This window comes from Desulfurispirillum alkaliphilum (assembly GCF_055378285.1).
The window spans coordinates 124,199-138,855 of sequence record NZ_AP042405.1 but is presented as its reverse complement, the minus strand read 5'-3'; the positions used below and the strand labels follow the sequence as shown (position 1 = coordinate 138,855).

Here is a 14,657-nt window from a genome sequence, read left to right as displayed (position 1 = left end):
GAAAACCGGAAGAGCTTAACCACGGAAATCACGGAAGACACGGAAGTTACCGCGAATGGAAAGGCAGGATCTCACGCCCGTTCGCTGCGCTCACTCAAGTCGCGAAGACGCAAAGAAAGGCAGTTAAGAGCTTGCTGAAAATACTTCAAAATAAACAGGCAATTGAAAAATGCTCAGGTGCAAGGCGTGCAACGCCGCAGGTGAGGCTTTTCAGCAGCCTGCTGCCGGATCTCCAGAACAGGCGAGTCAACGATCCGGATAAACGGGCGTTTGGGGGGCGCGTTTTTGTGCCCTTTTTGGGCGGTCAAAAAGGGCAATATCCACCAGCAGCCTGTAAATGAACGGGAATAAACGCGAATAGGGGAGGAAAAATTGCCCCTGCCATCAGGAAGCTGGCGCGTCAAAGGCATAGCAAGTGTCCTTGAGGAGTTTTTATAGTCATTACCCGCTCCCGTACTTCGCGAGAAAGCGAGCGAACCTGTTGTAGATGGCGGCCATGTCCCATGAAAACTCAAAAATGGACGTAGCGTCGCTGGTATATCTACGATTTGGAATTCCGGCCAGCATTCTGCCTACCACTCTGGCATGATCGATTTGTTTCGCATCTCCCATAGCAACAATAATGGTGTTTGAGTGTTGCATGCTGGCCTTCTTGCATCATAGGCGCTGCGCCTAAGGGTTTATGTTTAAATCACTTCGATGTTGCTCCTGAATATCAGGGGCATAAACAGTGATGAACTTCTCACGCTCAACCTGAACCGCTCGAACTTGATCATCACTCAAATTTTCGGCAAGCTCTCTACCGCGATGATCAACTAGATGCATTGGTATAAATCCGCCATAAACAACCATGCCGTCCACTACCTTAAGTGGATAAACCGCAACAAATGGATCATTGATATCAATCGGCTTTCGCCCCATTTGCGCCCAACCTCGGCGCTGGGACTCCAGCCGCCGTGCTTCCTGCCTCACCCGATCAAGGAACTCTGCCTCAGAATCAGCATGCGCATAAAAGGGCGACAAGAAGACAGCATCACTCTCAGGCATAAACACATCGCCATTATCGACCGCTCTTTCGATAAGCAGTGCGTACGCTCTATCCGAGGTAAAGCGTGCCTCGGCTTCGGCCTCACGCCGACGCTGATCGGCCAGCGCAATTTGTCGCGCACGGGCAGCCAGATCATCGACTTCTGGCTGTTGCGACACAGCGCCCTCATTTTCGTTTGCGTCCGCCTCAATAAGCTCACTGGTTGAAGGCACATAAACATAATCAGGAACGCGCCCACTGACACCGCCATCCGTTTTCCCAGTTGGCCCCGTGCGAACATCATAAAACTCGATAGCCAGTGTCTCCGGCGGGATGCGCATAGAGGCGAAGGCCGCCGCATCAAAGATATCCATCATCGTCGCAGCAGATGTACCAGAAGGCATGGGGAAGTTTTCAAATAAGGTATGAATCAGTGCATGCGACCAGTCTTGTCGAGACTGCCCTAAAATCTGACGCCGCTCATCCCGGCCAATCTCATTGCCTGTGGCTGTATCAACAAAGCGCACTCGCAAATGCTCCATTGGAACACGCATATTAACCAGCATGCCCATGTCAAAAATCTGATTGGCAAGCTCCATGGGATTCATATCTCCCTGAGCAGCAAGCAGTGCAACCATATCAAAAGGCGTGGGCGCACTGGAGCGCTGTAATTCATCGTCCGCAAGTGACGCTCCAGCCACCAGCAGGCAAGCCGCCGCAAAAAACAAAGCTTTCTTTAGTCCAGTTTTCATAACCCCTCCTCGCCATCCTTATGCGGCCCTCTGCCTCGCCACCACCAGCCATCCAATAACTAAAACAGGCAGCCCAAACCACCCCTCGCACCTCTTCGCCATATAAAATTCTCGAGAGTCTTAATCACACTCTGCCCCCCCTTGCCATCGCTAGCTCTAACGCACCACATCACCGGCAGCAAAAAGCAGAGCGACGAAGGAGCGGCGCTTTTTGCTGTCCGAGTGCATGTGATTGTTATACGATTTTCTCATATCACTATCAAAACTCACGCTCTGCACTAAGCAGGTATGCGAATGGATCGTTCCTAATCTGTTCACGTTTCTCTATGTTGTGTAGAACACCCATGGCAGTTAACGATATTCCTGCCCCAGCCAATAACGCTATGGGAGTAGAGAGGCCTGCTACTGCCAGGGCTGAATAAGAACTTGCTGACATGAATGCTATCTTCATAAGCCCTTCTGCCTTCCACTTAATCTTCTTTCCATCCAAGGCGGCTTTTAAAGAATTCAACGATGGTTCTACATCGTTTCGATAAATTGTACCTACCCGCTCCTGAAGGGCCTCAACTGGAATATCCCCCTCTATGCCACTACAAAGATCATGAATAGCTTTATGGAATCGGCCAAACTCATCCGAATACTTCCGCTTAAAATCAATCAAATCTTGAATGGGTGTTTGTTCGGAAATATTTATTTTGGAAATAGCAAGATTTGCTAGAAGCCCTTCAGCAACCGCCGATGGATGTCTTCGTCTAGGGCCGAAGGCATCATAGCCTCTACGCCTGTGACGCCTTCCGTACCATTCATCGCCAAACGTTTCACCAGCTTTTTGACCCAAAGGAGCATCCAAATGAATTGCCACCGCCAAATCATTTGCCATTGAGTTGTCTGTTACTAAAGAAGCCCCGGTTCGTTCAGAAAGCTTCGAGGCCAACAATGTCATATAGAAATCGGCGAACCCGCTATCAACAGTTAGCCATCCTCCATCTCTATTTGAATCCCTGAATAAATGTCGCAGTTCATCTCGTACTCGATAGGGTAACTTTTCTGGATGTATATCTGCGAATTTCCCAAATTGGTACGGCAACTTCTCTTCATGAATTATCGAGCCTCTATATCCATTTGATGCGACAATTCTTGCTCCCTCGTTTGTGGACAAGTAAGTTATAACCGAATCAGCAAGATCTTCGATTTCCTCCATATCAGGTCTCACTCGAATCGGGTGCAATAATCCTTCACTTGAGAGCGCAATCGTAGAGTCTGTTTTGTATGGATTCTCGATAGATTCTGGAACAATGGTTCGGAACTCATCCCAATAGAGCAGAGAAGTCTTCAGCCATTGATCATCTTTTATCTCGATCCATGGGTAGAACAAGGCTTGGTTCGGCATTTTGGGAGCCCCCCCTTTCTATTTCGTATAACTACATTTAGGCGTCAAAACTGACGCTATGCACTTTTTGAAAAAACGTCTAAAGTGACGCATAAAATCTCCCACCCTGAAGCTCGGGCTGCAACCATTCCAAGCCTAATGCCAGATTCAGTTCGCATGGTAACACAGCAAACGTTACGCGCAAATACAATTTATTGCATAGGCAGTAGATGGGGAATTTGTCCGCTGCTTTTCCCCATGCCTTTCTTTGCGCCTTTGCGGGCTTTGTGTGAAAATCTCTTCGTTTTTGGAAGGAAAATAGACACTTCAGGACACCCACAGTGCCTTTGACACGGTATCTTCGTGATGGCAGGGCCATTCGTGTATATTCGCGTTCATTCGTGGTTCAGAATGCCTTTCTTTCGGTACGCCAATTTTCCGAACAGGGAAAATTTATCTTGATTTCCCCTCCACTCCGCCTAAATTTACGCAAAGGGAAAATAGCTTTCGCGAGCGGGGTCAGCATGTCAAAATTTACGAATCAGGAAAATTTCAAGAGCTGCCAGCATATCCTCAGCCCTGCTGAACTCGGGCGGATGTTCCGGGAGGAGCGCAAGCGGCAGGGGCTTACCCTGGAGGAACTTTACAGCCTTACGGGGTTGTCCATCCGCTTTCTTTCCGAGTTTGAGCGGGGTAAGTCCAGCGCGTCCCTGGGCCGGGTCATGGTGGCTTTACAGGCCCTGGGGCTGGAGATGCTGATTGTCCCCCGCGCTCGCCTTGGCGCATCACCATCCGACATTCCACAGCAACGCACCCCGGAGAATTCCCCATGACAGCGCGAAGTGCCCAGGTCTGGTGGCAGAGCAGATGCGCAGGCACGGTGCGCGAGGATGAGCGGGGCATTATGCGCTTTCAGTACGCGGACGACTGGCTGCACCGTGACGGCTTTCCCATCTCCATCAGCCTTCCCTTGCACAGGGCTGACCATGAGGCCAGCGCCCATAGTTTCTTTGCGGGGCTTTTGCCTGAAGGGGCAACCCGCCAGCGCATCTGCCGTCAACGGGGCATAAGCCAGAGTGACGATATGGGCCTGCTGCTGGCAATCGGTGGCGACTGCGCCGGTGCGCTCAGCATCCTGCCTTATGATGAAATGCCCGCGCAGGAGCGCTTGCCCCTCACAGCGCTCCCCCAGGATGACTTTGAAAAGTTGATCAGCAGGAAAGGTCAAATCCAGGGGTCGGCTTTTGCCATGGCGCAGCGCTTTTCACTGGCTGGTGCCCAGGACAAGCTGCCAGTGCTCTGCAAGCAGGGGCAACTCTCTCTTCCCGACACCCATCACCCTTCCAGCCATATCATCAAGTTTGAAACCATCAACCGGGTCTGCTTCGCCGAGTACATGGCCGGGCAGATGGCACTGGGCATCGGCTTGCCTGTGGTCTCCACCAGCTATCACACGACTTCTTTTGGTAAGAAGGCTGTGCCCTGGCTGAAAGTGGAGCGCTACGACCGCATGGTAGATTCAAGGGGAGAGCTGGTGCGATTGCACCAGGAGGATGTACTCCAGGCCTTGGGGATGCCGGTAAACATGAAGTATCAAAGCGATGGCGGCCCCTCCATTGCCATGATTGGCGAGCTGCTGCGACAGCATCTGGATCGACCGTCCATCGCCCTGTCACAGCTGCGCGACTGGCAGATTTTCAATTTCCTGGTTGGCAACTGGGATGGCCACGCCAAAAACCTGGCCTTGCTCTACACCCCCGGCTCGGCAGCACCAACGCTGGCACCATTTTACGATCTGGTAGCCATAGAGTTTCTCAATCAGTTGACACCGGGAAGCTATGCGCGGGATATGGCGCTCTTTGTGGGGAGTGAGAAAAACCCCGAACGCATAACCATGGCACAGTGGGAAGAAATGGCCCGCCAGCTGGCCATCCCGCCAAAACCGTTACTGCAGAGGGTAGCTGAGCTGGCAGAGCTTCTGCCACAAGTTGCCGTAGCGTGCCGCGAAGCATTTGCCAGGGAGCATGGAGACAGGGCCCTTTACGACAAGCTGGTTGGCATGGTGCGCAAGCGCTGCCGCTGGACGCTGAAGACAATGGTCGGATGACAGGAAACAGGCTGCTGAAAAACCCTCATCCGCGTGGTATTTCTTGATGACCGCATCGAAGTGGAGAGCATGGGTATTCTTCTGCCCGGCATGACCATTGAGGAAATGAAACAGGGCACCTCCCGCATTCGCAATCCGGTTATCGCCCGTATCTTTAAGGAGCTGGGCTTGATTGAGCAATGGGGTACCGGCGTGCGCCGCATCTTTGCCGAAGCCAATCGGCTTGGTTTGCCGGAGCCAAAAATCGAGGAAATCGGCCTGCGGCTGCGCTTTACCACCTTCCTGGCGGAGCACCATCGAATACCATCAGACAGGCAATCTAAGGCACAAGTCGAGGCACAAGTCGAGGCACAAGTCGATTGGCAAATACTGGAGGCATGCGCTGGCCAACCACTCTCGTCTGCTGAAATTGCAGCAGCATTAGGACATAAAGGTCTGAGTGGAAATGTCCGCAGAGCGTTGCCTGCATTGCGGAAAGCTGGATTCCTTGAGTACACCATTCCAGAAAAACCCAACAGCCGACTGCAGAAATACCGCCTGACCCCAAAAGGCCAACGCGTCCTGGAAAAGCACAAATCGACAAACACCTGACCCTAGCAGTACCTTTCCAAATCCCGTGTTATTGAACACCATCATTGCGCAAGGCAGCCAGGGACGGCACGGAGCCTATCTCTATATGGGGATACCGTACCATTAACCGCTTGCTGACTCCTACCAGGAAGCGGGCACAATTTCCAGGCCCACCCAGGTCATGCGCAAGGCAATGTCCTCAAAATGGCTGCGGTCGTGCCCCAGCAGAAAGGCCAAGCGATTGCTGCCCATGCGCAGCAGAATGCCATAATAGGGATCGCGCCCGCTGTGGCTGCTCCAGCCATGGAAAATTGACGGCTTCACCTCAACCTCCCAGTCCATCACGCCACCCCGTATGCCCACCGCCAGCCAGTCATTCACCGGATGCTGATACCCCGCCAGCCAGCGAGTGGCGCTGCCCCGCACCCCATAGGCCACATCAGTGAGAAACGGGAAGAATTCCAGCTCCACCGAAGACACCTCAAGCGTGTAACGGCCAAAGAAGCGCACACCAAGACCCGCAGCACCCGGAAAATCCGATTCACTCATACTTTCAGCACTCTTGCCGCCGATGAAATCCCCCGACGCGGAGTAACGCGCCAAACCAGCGCTGAATGTCAGCAGCACCTCAGTGGAATCTTTGGCCAACGCGGATGGAACCAGCAATAAGGCCATAAGCAAGCTGGTGAAAAGTCTCATGCTTTTTCCTTTCAAGAGTGAAGACATTCTCACACAAAGCCCGCAAAGGCGCAAAGAAAGGCAGAGGGAAAAGCAGTTTCCACCGCAAATGAACGGGAATAAACGCGAATGGGAAGGCAGAATTGCCCTTGCCATCACGAAGATGCTGCGTAAAAGGCGCAGTGGGTGTGTTGAAGGGTCATTCTGGCTGCTTCCCACGCCTAATGCGCTCATCCGGCAACATTTGATCGACAACTTCGCTTCTTTCCAAGCGAAATACGAACGCGTTCTCGGAAACCTTCCTTACGTATAGAATCCTGCCGAGATCCAGTAGAACTTGAAGCGGAACCGACGAGCACCGCGTGCTTTCGCATGTGTCAATCAACTCAGCAGGCCAAGCACTCGCTGTTTTTTCGCTAGTGTGTAGTGTTCTAGGCTCAATAGGTGCCAAACCGATCAGGCGAAGCGGAAGCTCGCCGACAAATGATGAAAACGGCTGAAAGAGAGTTACTGCAACCAGTATTACTATTACAATACTGGTACCAGACCCGTGAATTCTCTTGCTTAGAATCGTCGGATCTAGGCTGGGTTCGCCATCCATCACGCGGCGATTCTCTCTATCAAAGCCTCTAACATTCAAATAGGGATACAGCAAGGTTATGTTGATCGCTGCAAAGACCGCCAACGACAGTAGTGCGCTCTCGTTTGTGTCGAAAAACCCTCTTGTCGAGAGCAATGTTATATAGACTAGAGAAGCAACCAGTGTAAAAAATGCTATACCGAAAGTAAAACCTGATACTTTTGATGCAAATGCGAGATATGACTTCAGAGACTGGTGAGGTCTTTGGTATGCCTTATACGCGCCGACTGCAATTGACCAAACCGCATAAGACACCATCAAAGCGTAGAAAGAAATCTCTTCCATTCCCTTTGGGGTTAGGATAAGTATTGCGACCCAACAAGCAAAAGGGAATATGAAAATAGCGCCTATATTGATAAGCGCCACTTTCGGATTGGGGTAATAAACTCCTTTGCTATTGGAGTGGATGAGCTCAGCGTATCCCAGATCGAATGGGTCTGTCTGCGCCCATCCCAGAACTGAAATGTAAGCTATGATAACAGCCGTAATCATTAAGGCAATAACGCCTATAGCTAGCAAAGCAACGGGAAGAACTGCTAGATCGAGTGGAAATGGAATGCGAAAGGCATACAGGTAAGAAGCGAAATAGTATGCGCCAGCTAGAGAGGCAAAAATCGACACCACCTTTGTGAGACGCAGAATCTCTTCGGCATGCTTGCGCACAAAATCCACTGCCTGACGTATCACCACCACCCCTTATCAGCCCAACGTTTGAGTTCAGCGGCGCGCCTTAGCGCGTCCGCTGGAACGATTTGTTCGATGCCTTTATGCGCTTCGCTTTGCATATTTCTCACGCCATTCTTTAAGTGACGTCATGTCGGCCAAAAGCTCGTCCGGCTTCGGTAGCTCCACAGGTGATTCTGCTGGCTGCGAGTGTTCAAATCCTGAGTATTTGGTCATGAGCGAATCAAGGAGATTACAATCCTCATTCTTCAATTTGGCAAGCTCCTTGAGCTTCAACGTATGGACCGGTCGTTGAAATCTTTGAACCACCCCGCAAAGCAGATCATTTTCAATAGAGCGCTCCACCAATGTTCTGAAGTCGCTGCATATCGACTTCAGCAAGATTTCGGCATGTTCAAATTCGCCGCTCTCGCTCGCCTTCTTGGCATTCTGATACCGCTGGCTCATAAGTGTGTTCAGGGCGGTTTTGATGTCGCTTTGTGAAAGTGGAATGGGAGCTGGCTCTCCGGTCCCCCAGTCCGCAGAGCGAATGCTCACCACATCTGGCTTGATGGTCTTTTTCTCGGCAAAATGCCGGACCGTTCCCAGCAAGGACAGGCGGTGAGTAAAGATAATGACCTGCTTGTCCTGAGACAACTCGATCAGTCTTTGAACCACGGCCTCCTCATAGCTTTGGTCCAGCGAGGATATTGGATCGTCAAAGACAAACGGGGCCTTGTTGCTCTTTCCGGTGACGTCGGCTAAGAAAGCCGCAATGGAGACGATCCGATTTTCCCCCTCGCTCAGCACATCGGCGAGCCCATTCTGAGAGGCTCCTCGAAGCTGGAGCTTATGAAGGACGCGGCCCTTGGAGACTTTTGACTTCACGAGTTCGACCTTCACCTGAGACGCGCCGAGGGCTTTGAGCTCCGCGTTGAACCTTTGTACGAACGCATCCGTGATCAAGGCTTCTGCCAACTCGCCTTTCTTTCTTGATAAAGCTGTCGTATCAGCGGATTTTTTAGCCGCCTTGATCTGGTTCAGCAGCTTCAATCGGGTTACTTCTTCATCAATGGCGGCGCGGTGTTCAGACAACCACTTTCTGGCCTGCAGACTGTTTAGCTTTTTCTTGATCTCCTCACGATTGTCGCTTTTGGCGTCTTCGTCATATTTTGCCGCGAGTTCACCGAGGCTTTTCGACTGGGCGTTGGCTTCTTCGATCCATTTCGGTGAGAGTAGCGGGTCGGGAATGGCTTCTTCGGAATCGATCCCAGGGAGCAGGTCTTTTCTGGCCTGCAATTGAGCAAAGAAATCCGTCACCTGGCTGGCGACTTCATCCTGTGGAATGCCAGCCGCATCGATACGTGTTTTCAGCGTCTCCGATGTCGGTAGCGCCTCGATAGTTTGACTGGCGGTCTCGTATTCCTTGGCCGCATCCGATGCGGCTTTCTGCATTTCACCCTTCACGAAATTTTCGAAGGAGACCAACCGCTCCTTGGCTTCCTGGGTCAAGGTCTGGTGGCACAGGACACAACGGGAATCATCAGCAACATTCGGATACTCGGCCTCTTTGTATGCAGCCGATACGGAGTAGTTCCGTGCCGCTTCCCATAGCTCTTTCCAGACATCAGACCCAATGCCTTCCAACTCGCTGCCAGAGAACACCTTTTCCGCCGCCGTGTCTGCCGCTGTCTTCTTGAGAATTGACTTCTTCTTGGCAGCAATGATCCGCCGATAATTATCGTCCGATAGTTGCTCTAGATACTTTTGAGTATCCTGGACCAGAGTGTCGATATGCTGTTTCTGTTTTTTCAGCTGCTTTGCTTTTTCCGCCGGTGCCTGTTCGGCAAGGCGCTGCTGCAGCGTTTGCATCTCGGTCTCGTCAGCACTGCCAAATGTGCAATGCTTGTCGATGTCCTGGGTGCTGGTCTTGGCGCTGATGGCTTCGTACCAGATACCTTCGGGGGTTACCTTCTTGTCAGCCGGGATATTTGGCTTTTTGGACTGGTGCCGGTTAGCCTCGACGTCCAAGGCCGATGCGACCTTTTCGCATACGAGGATGAGAGAACTGAAAAACGATAGAACCGGCGGCTCGTAGCTCACCTCGTCTTCGCTGCTGACAAAGACCTTGCCAAACGAGGTGTCGAAAATATCAACGCTGTTGAGATCATCGCAGATGCCTTGTCCTGACCAAGTATGGGTTTTCGAAATGCCGTCCTGCTCAAACGAAATGCAGGCTTTCTGTACGGCAGAGCCGGGCTTATAGACATTGCGGTGAAGGGTACCCGTCTCGCGGGCACCGCATACATGTTTGAGGAGTCTGACGTAACCGGATTTGCCTGACCCGTTGTTGCCATAAACAATCGTGATATTGCCCTTGCCAAACTCCAGTGGTTTCTTCGGAGCAAGGGCGTTTACTCCTTCAACATCACTGATCGAACACAAACGTAGAGTGCCTGCTGCGCCCTGGGAGAACGCGGTAGCGGGAAAGGAACAGGTCGTTTTGGGCAGCTTACCTTCGGCTTCCTGCTGGCACAGGGTTGCGAGCTCAGAGACGTCTTTGTCAGTAAGCTCAGGCTGCTGAAGTAGCCGAGTAGCCGCAATCTGGAGCCACTGGGGCCGCTCTGTAAGCCACTCAGTCACGGTGTCCGCTTTATTGTTCATATTTTTTGCGCCTTTCCTGTAGTAGAAAGGATGAAGAGCATCGAACTACATTTAGGCGTCAAAACTGACGCTATGCACTTTTTGAAAAAACGTCCAAAGTGACACATAAAATCCCCCATTCTGAAGCTCTGGATGCAACCCTTGCAGAAACGACAATTTTTTGCACAGAGGTGCATTTGCCAAAGTTTATCCGACAAATATGCAACTTGCAAAACCGTATCATTCCAAGCCGGATGCCAGGTTCAACTTGCATAGTAGCACAGCAAACGTTACGCGCAAATACAATTTATTGCATAACCTGTAGATGGGGAATTTATCCGTTGTTTTTCCCCTCGCGACTTTGCGGCTTGGCGAGAAACCTGCCTTGACGGTTTTCTTCCCCATTCGTGCATATTAGCGACTTTATTCGTGGTTCATAATGCCTCTTGAAGGCTTGACAGCCTGGCAAAACGACATATACTTACAGATATCTGATTGGATATGCGAAAGGAGTGTGCCATGGCGGTAAAAAAGCTCTTCACTCTTGATGACTCCCTGGCGAAGGAGCTGGAACTGGTGGCTCAGGCTCTGCAAAAGACGCAGAGGGAAGTGGTGGAGTCGGCTCTTGATCACTACTTCGACCATACTGACGCCCTGCTGGCCGACAAAATAAGCCAGGATATCCAGGATGGAAAGATGCGTGTTCTGGAGAGTGCGGACGTGTATGCGGAGTTGGGAGTGGATATTGGAGATTAAGAACTTGTCCATAAATAATCATTGACCCGAGCAATGTTTCGCTGTAGAATGATCCACAAAAGATCATTCATGGCGGTGATTTATGTCTAAAGTGCAATCATGGGAAGTTTCAGATGCCTTCTGGCAAAGAGTTGAGCCTTTACTGCCAATCCAGCAAAGAGATCCTGACAAGATCTACAAGCGCAAGCCTGGTGGTGGGCGCAAGCGACTTGACCCCAGGAAGGCGTTTTCCGGCATTGTCTATGTGCTGCGCACCGGTTGTCAGTGGAAAGCGATACCCAAGGAGCAGTTTGGTTGCGCCAGTGCAGTGCACAAGTACTTCATTGAATGGAGTAAGGCCGGTGTATTCGAAGCTATTTGGCGTCAGGGGCTGGCTGAGTATGACGAGATGGAGGGGATAGCTTGGGAGTGGCAAAGCATAGATGGCGGAATGTACAAAGCTCCAATGGCTCTTGAAACCGTAGGGAAGAACCCGACGGATCGGGGAAAAAAACGGGAGCAAGCGTCATGTCCTGGTGGACGGTCGTGGCGTCCCGTTGTCCATCGTCGTAACCGGAGCGAACCGGCATGATGTGAGCCAGCTTGAAGCCGTTCTTGATGGCGTAGTCTTCGAGAAGCCTGCAGAGCAGGAGCAGCATCTTTGCGCAGATTGTGGCTACAAGGGAAAGCCGGCGCTCAGCAGCATTCTTCAGCGCGGATACATACCCCATGTAAAGCAGCGAAAAGAAGAGATCGAGGACAAGAAGCGTGACCCATCAAAGAAGGCGAGGCGCTGGATAGTGGAAGCATCTATTTCCTGGTTCAACCGTTTCAGGAAGATTCATGTGCGCTTTGAGAAGCTTGAGGTCACTCACTACGGATTGACGTGTCTCGCGGCGGCGATAATCACATACAGGAAAATCGGCGTAATTTATGGATAAGTCCTAAATACTCCGAACAGGCGGTCAAGGATCTTCACGGATTCAACAGCGTCGATCGCCAGCTCATTGTCAAAAAAATCCATTATTTGCGGGATAACTTCAATTCTCTGAAGCAGACCGGGAAAGTCACTGAACTGAAGGGAAGCCGCTTTTCCGGGCAATATCGCTTTATCGTAGCCCGCAAGATTCGGGTGCTTTTTCGCGTTGATGGCGAGGTGTTGACACTCCTGGTGTTGCGGGTTGGTCTGCGCAAGTCCATTTACACGTGACAGGCTGCTGAAAAGCCTCATCTCCGGTGTTGCTCGCCTTCGCGCGTCACTACAACGTACGGGGAGTACGCTTCATTCAGTGCTCCGCGAGCGCCTTGCACCTGAGAACTTTTCAATTGCCTGTGTATTTTGAGGTATTGAAAGACACTTTCCCTAAAATTGTCTTTCCAGAAAGACAATCTCCTCTCGCAAAGCCGCTGAGAACGCAAAGAAGATGGGCAGCCAAATCAGTTAACCTTGTTTTTTTCTCTGCGTCTTCGCGACTTGAGTGAGCGCAGCGAACGGGCGTGAGATCCTGCCTTCCCATTCGCGTTTATTCGTGTTCATTCGCGGTAACTTCCGTGTTTTCCGCGATTTCCGTGGTTAAGCTCTTCCGGTTTCCCCTCCCCACAGTCTTTGCGTGAAATTTCCCCCATTCGTGCATATTCGTGTCCATCCGTGGTTAATAATGTCTTTGGGTTCTTCAAGTCTGCGGGCAGATTTCAGAAACTGCAGAAAAGCACTGAACGCCAGACAGACAGAATGTCCACTATTATTCGTACTGCTATGGCAGTACAAATGAGCTTTTCTTGCACTCTCGGCTAAATAATACCGTTATCGCAGAATTTATCTTTACACGTGGCTGGTACGGCCAGTATATAATGCTATCGCAGTATCAATATATGGAGGAGCCCGTGCCCCGCGCCGTTATCCCTACCGCTATGCCGAAGCCCCAAAGCCTGAGCGATGCCCAGGTCCTAGCTGCCTTTATTCGTGCCGCCCGCACACAAACGGGTATGGGCATTCACGAGGCTGCCGCCTTCTGCGGTGTTTCCGTCAGCACTCTGTCAAAACTTGAACAGGGCAAGGGGGATGTGCGCCTGAGTTCGGTGCTGCAGGTATGCCAGATGCTCGGTGTTACCATAACCCTTGCAGCCCATGGTGATGAATGAACCCGGTGCTGCAGGTTACCCTGGATCATGAGCCGATAGGGAACATTACCGCTGATATCGCCAAGGATACCCTGCACTTTGAATATGAACCGCACTGGCTCGCCGGGGAAGGCTTTCCCGTGTCACCCCACGTATTGCCTGGGGCCTCCCCGGAAAGCGTTCACCATTTCCTGTCCAATCTGCTGCCGGAAGGTCGGTGGCTTGATGAGGTATCCCGCCACCTGCATATCTCGAAACACAATATTTTCGGATTGATCGGTGCCATTGGTTCGGAAACTGCGGGTGCGCTGGGTTTCAGCGCGCCATCAGGCTCCATTGAGTCTCCCCCGTCATGTTTCAGGGAAATCTCCCGTGAGGAGCTTGGCCAGCGAGTGGCTGGGCGGCAGAATGTCTCCATCGCCCTATGGGATAACAGGCTGCGCCTGTCCGTGGCTGGTGTGCAGGAGAAGCTGCCCCTGCTGATACGGCCAGATGGCTCCATGGGGTTTGGCGAGGGCATGCTTGCTTCAAGCCATATTCTGAAGTTCGGCTCCCCCATGGCCATGCATGTGGTCATCAACGAGTACCTGTGCATGCGGCTGGCACACGCAATGGGCTTTGTGGTGCCACCAACGCAGCTGTGGCGTTTTGATGGTGAACCCGTTCTGATTGTGGAGCGATTCGACCGCTTCCCCGATGGGCCCCACCGCATACGGCGGCGACACATTATCGACGGCTGCCAGATGCTGAACCTTCCCCCCGGCGCAAAGTATGAGCGGCCCTTTGGCAAGGGCGGGCATGTGGCGCATATTCGCACCGGAGCGAATGTGCCGGACTTGATCGCCAGCAGCAGGCATTGCCGTGTACCCGCTGTTGCCAAACGCACCCTGCTGCACTGGGTACTGTTTAACCTGCTGATTGGCAACAGCGATGCGCACGGGAAAAACATCTCTTTTTTTGTGGAGCGGCATGGCATGAGCGTTGCCCCCTGGTATGACCTGCTGTGCGTGGAGATGTATGGCGCCACCTTCGAGCAGGACCTGGCCATGGCGATTGGTGACGCCTTTGATCCGCAGAAGATATTCGCCTTCCAGCTGGCCCTTCTGTGCGAAATGTGTGGCCTGCCCAGACGGCAGGTGGCCAAAACGCTTCTGGCCATGTGCCACTCCGCCGGGGAACAGGTGGAAAATTTGGCATCTGAAGGGGATCTGACACCTGAAGAACGGGACTTTGCCGCAGCACTGTGCTCCCATATTCGTGGGAAAGCACTCAGGTATAGGGATGTGGCGGCAGAGTTGCCGCAGGTGAGGCTGTAGCGTACCTCTGCAGGCCGCCTTTCTTTGCGCCTTTGT

At 52.0% G+C, this 14,657-nt stretch carries 14 protein-coding genes; 8 read left to right on the top strand and 6 right to left on the bottom strand.

The window, feature by feature from the left end; translation table 11 throughout:
• Positions 1 to 131: 131 nt before the first annotated feature.
• Positions 132 to 341, top strand: a complete 210-nt coding sequence (locus tag ACZ46I_RS00655) for a hypothetical protein (RefSeq protein ID WP_464281113.1) — start codon at positions 132 to 134, stop codon at positions 339 to 341.
• A 331-nt stretch (positions 342 to 672) separates the two neighbouring features.
• Here ACZ46I_RS00655 and ACZ46I_RS00650 read toward each other — a convergent pair whose 3' ends face one another.
• Together ACZ46I_RS00650 and ACZ46I_RS00645 are read right to left on the bottom strand one after the other, a co-directional pair.
• On the bottom strand, positions 673 to 1,779 hold the full coding sequence (locus ACZ46I_RS00650) for a hypothetical protein (RefSeq protein WP_464281112.1): 1,107 nt from the start codon (positions 1,777 to 1,779) through the stop codon (positions 673 to 675).
• A gap of 259 nt (positions 1,780 to 2,038) precedes the next feature.
• On the bottom strand, positions 2,039 to 3,169 hold the full coding sequence (locus ACZ46I_RS00645; protein WP_464281111.1) for a DUF6236 family protein: 1,131 nt from the start codon (positions 3,167 to 3,169) through the stop codon (positions 2,039 to 2,041).
• Positions 3,170 to 3,672: 503 nt separating this feature from the next.
• On the opposite strand from ACZ46I_RS00645, the gene ACZ46I_RS00640 reads away from it, so the two are divergent.
• The 3 genes from ACZ46I_RS00640 to ACZ46I_RS00630 all read left to right on the top strand — a co-directional run bounded on the left by ACZ46I_RS00640 (position 3,673) and on the right by ACZ46I_RS00630 (position 5,846).
• A complete protein-coding gene (locus tag ACZ46I_RS00640) occupies positions 3,673 to 3,981 on the top strand; it encodes a helix-turn-helix domain-containing protein (RefSeq protein WP_464281110.1) in 309 nt (102 codons plus the stop codon).
• Complete coding sequence (locus tag ACZ46I_RS00635; protein ID WP_464281109.1) at positions 3,978 to 5,255, top strand: HipA domain-containing protein; 1,278 nt, start codon at positions 3,978 to 3,980, stop codon at positions 5,253 to 5,255. The genes ACZ46I_RS00640 and ACZ46I_RS00635 overlap by 4 nt, the downstream gene beginning before the upstream one ends.
• A gap of 69 nt (positions 5,256 to 5,324) precedes the next feature.
• Entirely contained in the window at positions 5,325 to 5,846 is a 522-nt protein-coding gene (locus tag ACZ46I_RS00630; protein ID WP_464281108.1) for an ATP-binding protein, read from the top strand.
• 120 nt (positions 5,847 to 5,966) lie between these two features.
• Here the strand turns inward: ACZ46I_RS00630 and ACZ46I_RS00625 are convergent, their stop codons facing one another.
• From ACZ46I_RS00625 to ACZ46I_RS00615, 3 genes are all read right to left on the bottom strand, one after another.
• Positions 5,967 to 6,524 (bottom strand): hypothetical protein, encoded by a 558-nt coding sequence (locus ACZ46I_RS00625; protein ID WP_464281107.1) that lies wholly within the window; start codon positions 6,522 to 6,524, stop codon positions 5,967 to 5,969.
• A 178-nt stretch (positions 6,525 to 6,702) separates the two neighbouring features.
• Positions 6,703 to 7,830 (bottom strand): hypothetical protein, encoded by a 1,128-nt coding sequence (locus ACZ46I_RS00620; RefSeq protein WP_464281106.1) that lies wholly within the window; start codon positions 7,828 to 7,830, stop codon positions 6,703 to 6,705.
• Positions 7,831 to 7,908: 78 nt separating this feature from the next.
• The gene (locus ACZ46I_RS00615) at positions 7,909 to 10,470 is read right to left on the bottom strand and encodes an AAA family ATPase (protein WP_464281105.1); all 2,562 of its coding nucleotides are present in this window, start codon (positions 10,468 to 10,470) and stop codon (positions 7,909 to 7,911) included.
• A 498-nt stretch (positions 10,471 to 10,968) separates the two neighbouring features.
• Here ACZ46I_RS00615 and ACZ46I_RS00610 point away from each other — a divergent pair, with 498 nt between their 5' ends.
• Positions 10,969 to 11,205 (top strand): hypothetical protein, encoded by a 237-nt coding sequence (locus ACZ46I_RS00610; protein ID WP_226508650.1) that lies wholly within the window; start codon positions 10,969 to 10,971, stop codon positions 11,203 to 11,205.
• An 82-nt stretch (positions 11,206 to 11,287) separates the two neighbouring features.
• Positions 11,288 to 12,125, top strand: a protein-coding gene (locus tag ACZ46I_RS00605; RefSeq protein ID WP_464280308.1) for an IS5 family transposase whose coding sequence is annotated in 2 segments (ribosomal slippage) — positions 11,288 to 11,692 and positions 11,694 to 12,125 — 837 coding nt in all. Because the reading frame shifts where the segments join, the coding sequence is not laid out codon by codon here.
• Here the strand turns inward: ACZ46I_RS00605 and ACZ46I_RS00600 are convergent.
• Complete coding sequence (locus ACZ46I_RS00600) at positions 12,116 to 12,415, bottom strand: hypothetical protein (protein WP_464281104.1); 300 nt, start codon at positions 12,413 to 12,415, stop codon at positions 12,116 to 12,118. The two genes, ACZ46I_RS00605 and ACZ46I_RS00600, sit on opposite strands and share 10 nt — an antisense overlap.
• Positions 12,416 to 13,068: 653 nt before the next feature.
• Between ACZ46I_RS00600 and ACZ46I_RS00595 the strand changes: the two genes are divergently transcribed.
• Entirely contained in the window at positions 13,069 to 13,326 is a 258-nt protein-coding gene (locus tag ACZ46I_RS00595) for a helix-turn-helix domain-containing protein (protein ID WP_464281103.1), read from the top strand.
• The gene (locus ACZ46I_RS00590; protein ID WP_464281102.1) at positions 13,323 to 14,621 is read left to right on the top strand and encodes a HipA domain-containing protein; all 1,299 of its coding nucleotides are present in this window, start codon (positions 13,323 to 13,325) and stop codon (positions 14,619 to 14,621) included. The genes ACZ46I_RS00595 and ACZ46I_RS00590 overlap by 4 nt, the downstream gene beginning before the upstream one ends.
• Positions 14,622 to 14,657: the final 36 nt, after the last annotated feature.